A 1,125-nucleotide genomic window follows, 5' to 3' on the forward strand; every position below is an offset into this window, starting at 1 on the left:
CGCTGGGGGCGCTGCCCGACACCGCGCTGCGGCTGGCCGCCGACGGGTCGAGCGAACGCGTCGCACGCGAGGCCTTGCGGCCCGGCGACCGCGTGCAGGTCGCGCTGGGCGAGGCGTTCGCCGCGGACGGCGAGCTGCTGCAGGGCCGCACGCAGGCCGACGAATCGCTGCTGAGCGGCGAAGCGCGGCCGGTCGACAAGCCGGCCGGCGCGACACTCGTGGCCGGCAGCCTCAACATCGGCGCGCCGGTGGTGATGCGTGTCGAGCGCACCGGCGCCGACACGCGGCACGAGCGCATCGTCGCGCAGATGCATGCGGCGCTGGCTGGCCGGCCGTCGGCCGCCGACGCGGCGCAGCGCTGGGCCGCGCCCTTCCTGTGGTGCGTGCTGCTGCTGGCGGCGGGTGCCGGCGCGGTGTGGAGCGTTGTCGACCCGTCGCGCGCGCTGTGGGTGGTGGTCTCGGTGCTGATCGTGACCTGCCCGTGCGCGCTGTCGCTCGCGGCGCCCGCCGCCTTCGTCGCCGCGGCGCGTGGCCTGGCGCGGCGTGGCGTGCTGCTGCAGCGGCTCGACGCGCTGCAGGTGCTGGCGCGCGTCGACACGGTGTTCCTGGACAAGACGGGCACACTGACGCAGGAGCAGCCGCACTGCTCGGCGGTGCGGCTGCTGGCCGGCGCACACGGATCCGAGGCCGAGCTGCTGCACCGCGCCGCCTCGCTCGCGCGCTGGTCGCGCCATCCGCTGTCGCAGGCGGTGGCCGGGCTCGCGCCGCAGGACGGCATCGCCTGGTCGGAGGTCGCCGAGCACACCGGCCGCGGCCTGTCGGCGCGCGACAGCGGCGGCGTGGAATGGCGGCTCGGCACCGCCGACTGGGTCGGTGCAGAACCCTCGGCCGACGACGTGCTGCGCCTCTGGTTCGGCCGCGCGGACCACGCGCTGCTGTGCCTCGAGTTCGACGAGCAGCTGCGCGGTGACGCCGTCGACGCGATGACCGCGCTCGGCCGGGCCGGCTGGCGCCGCGTGCTGCTGTCCGGCGACACACCGCAGCGGGTCGCGTCGATCGCGCGCCGCGTCGGTGCCGACGCGGCGATCGGCGCGGCCGATCCCGCCGCCAAGCAGGCCGCGGTGC

Annotated in this window: 1 protein-coding gene; it reads left to right on the plus strand. The window is 77.2% G+C overall.

Translation table 11 applies throughout. The features are described from left to right. Positions 1-1,125 (plus strand): HAD-IC family P-type ATPase (locus AC1D1T_RS32635; protein ID WP_477993505.1); only part of this gene is annotated, 1,125 nt, incomplete at both ends.

The organism is Rhizobacter sp. P2_H3, assembly GCF_056403355.1.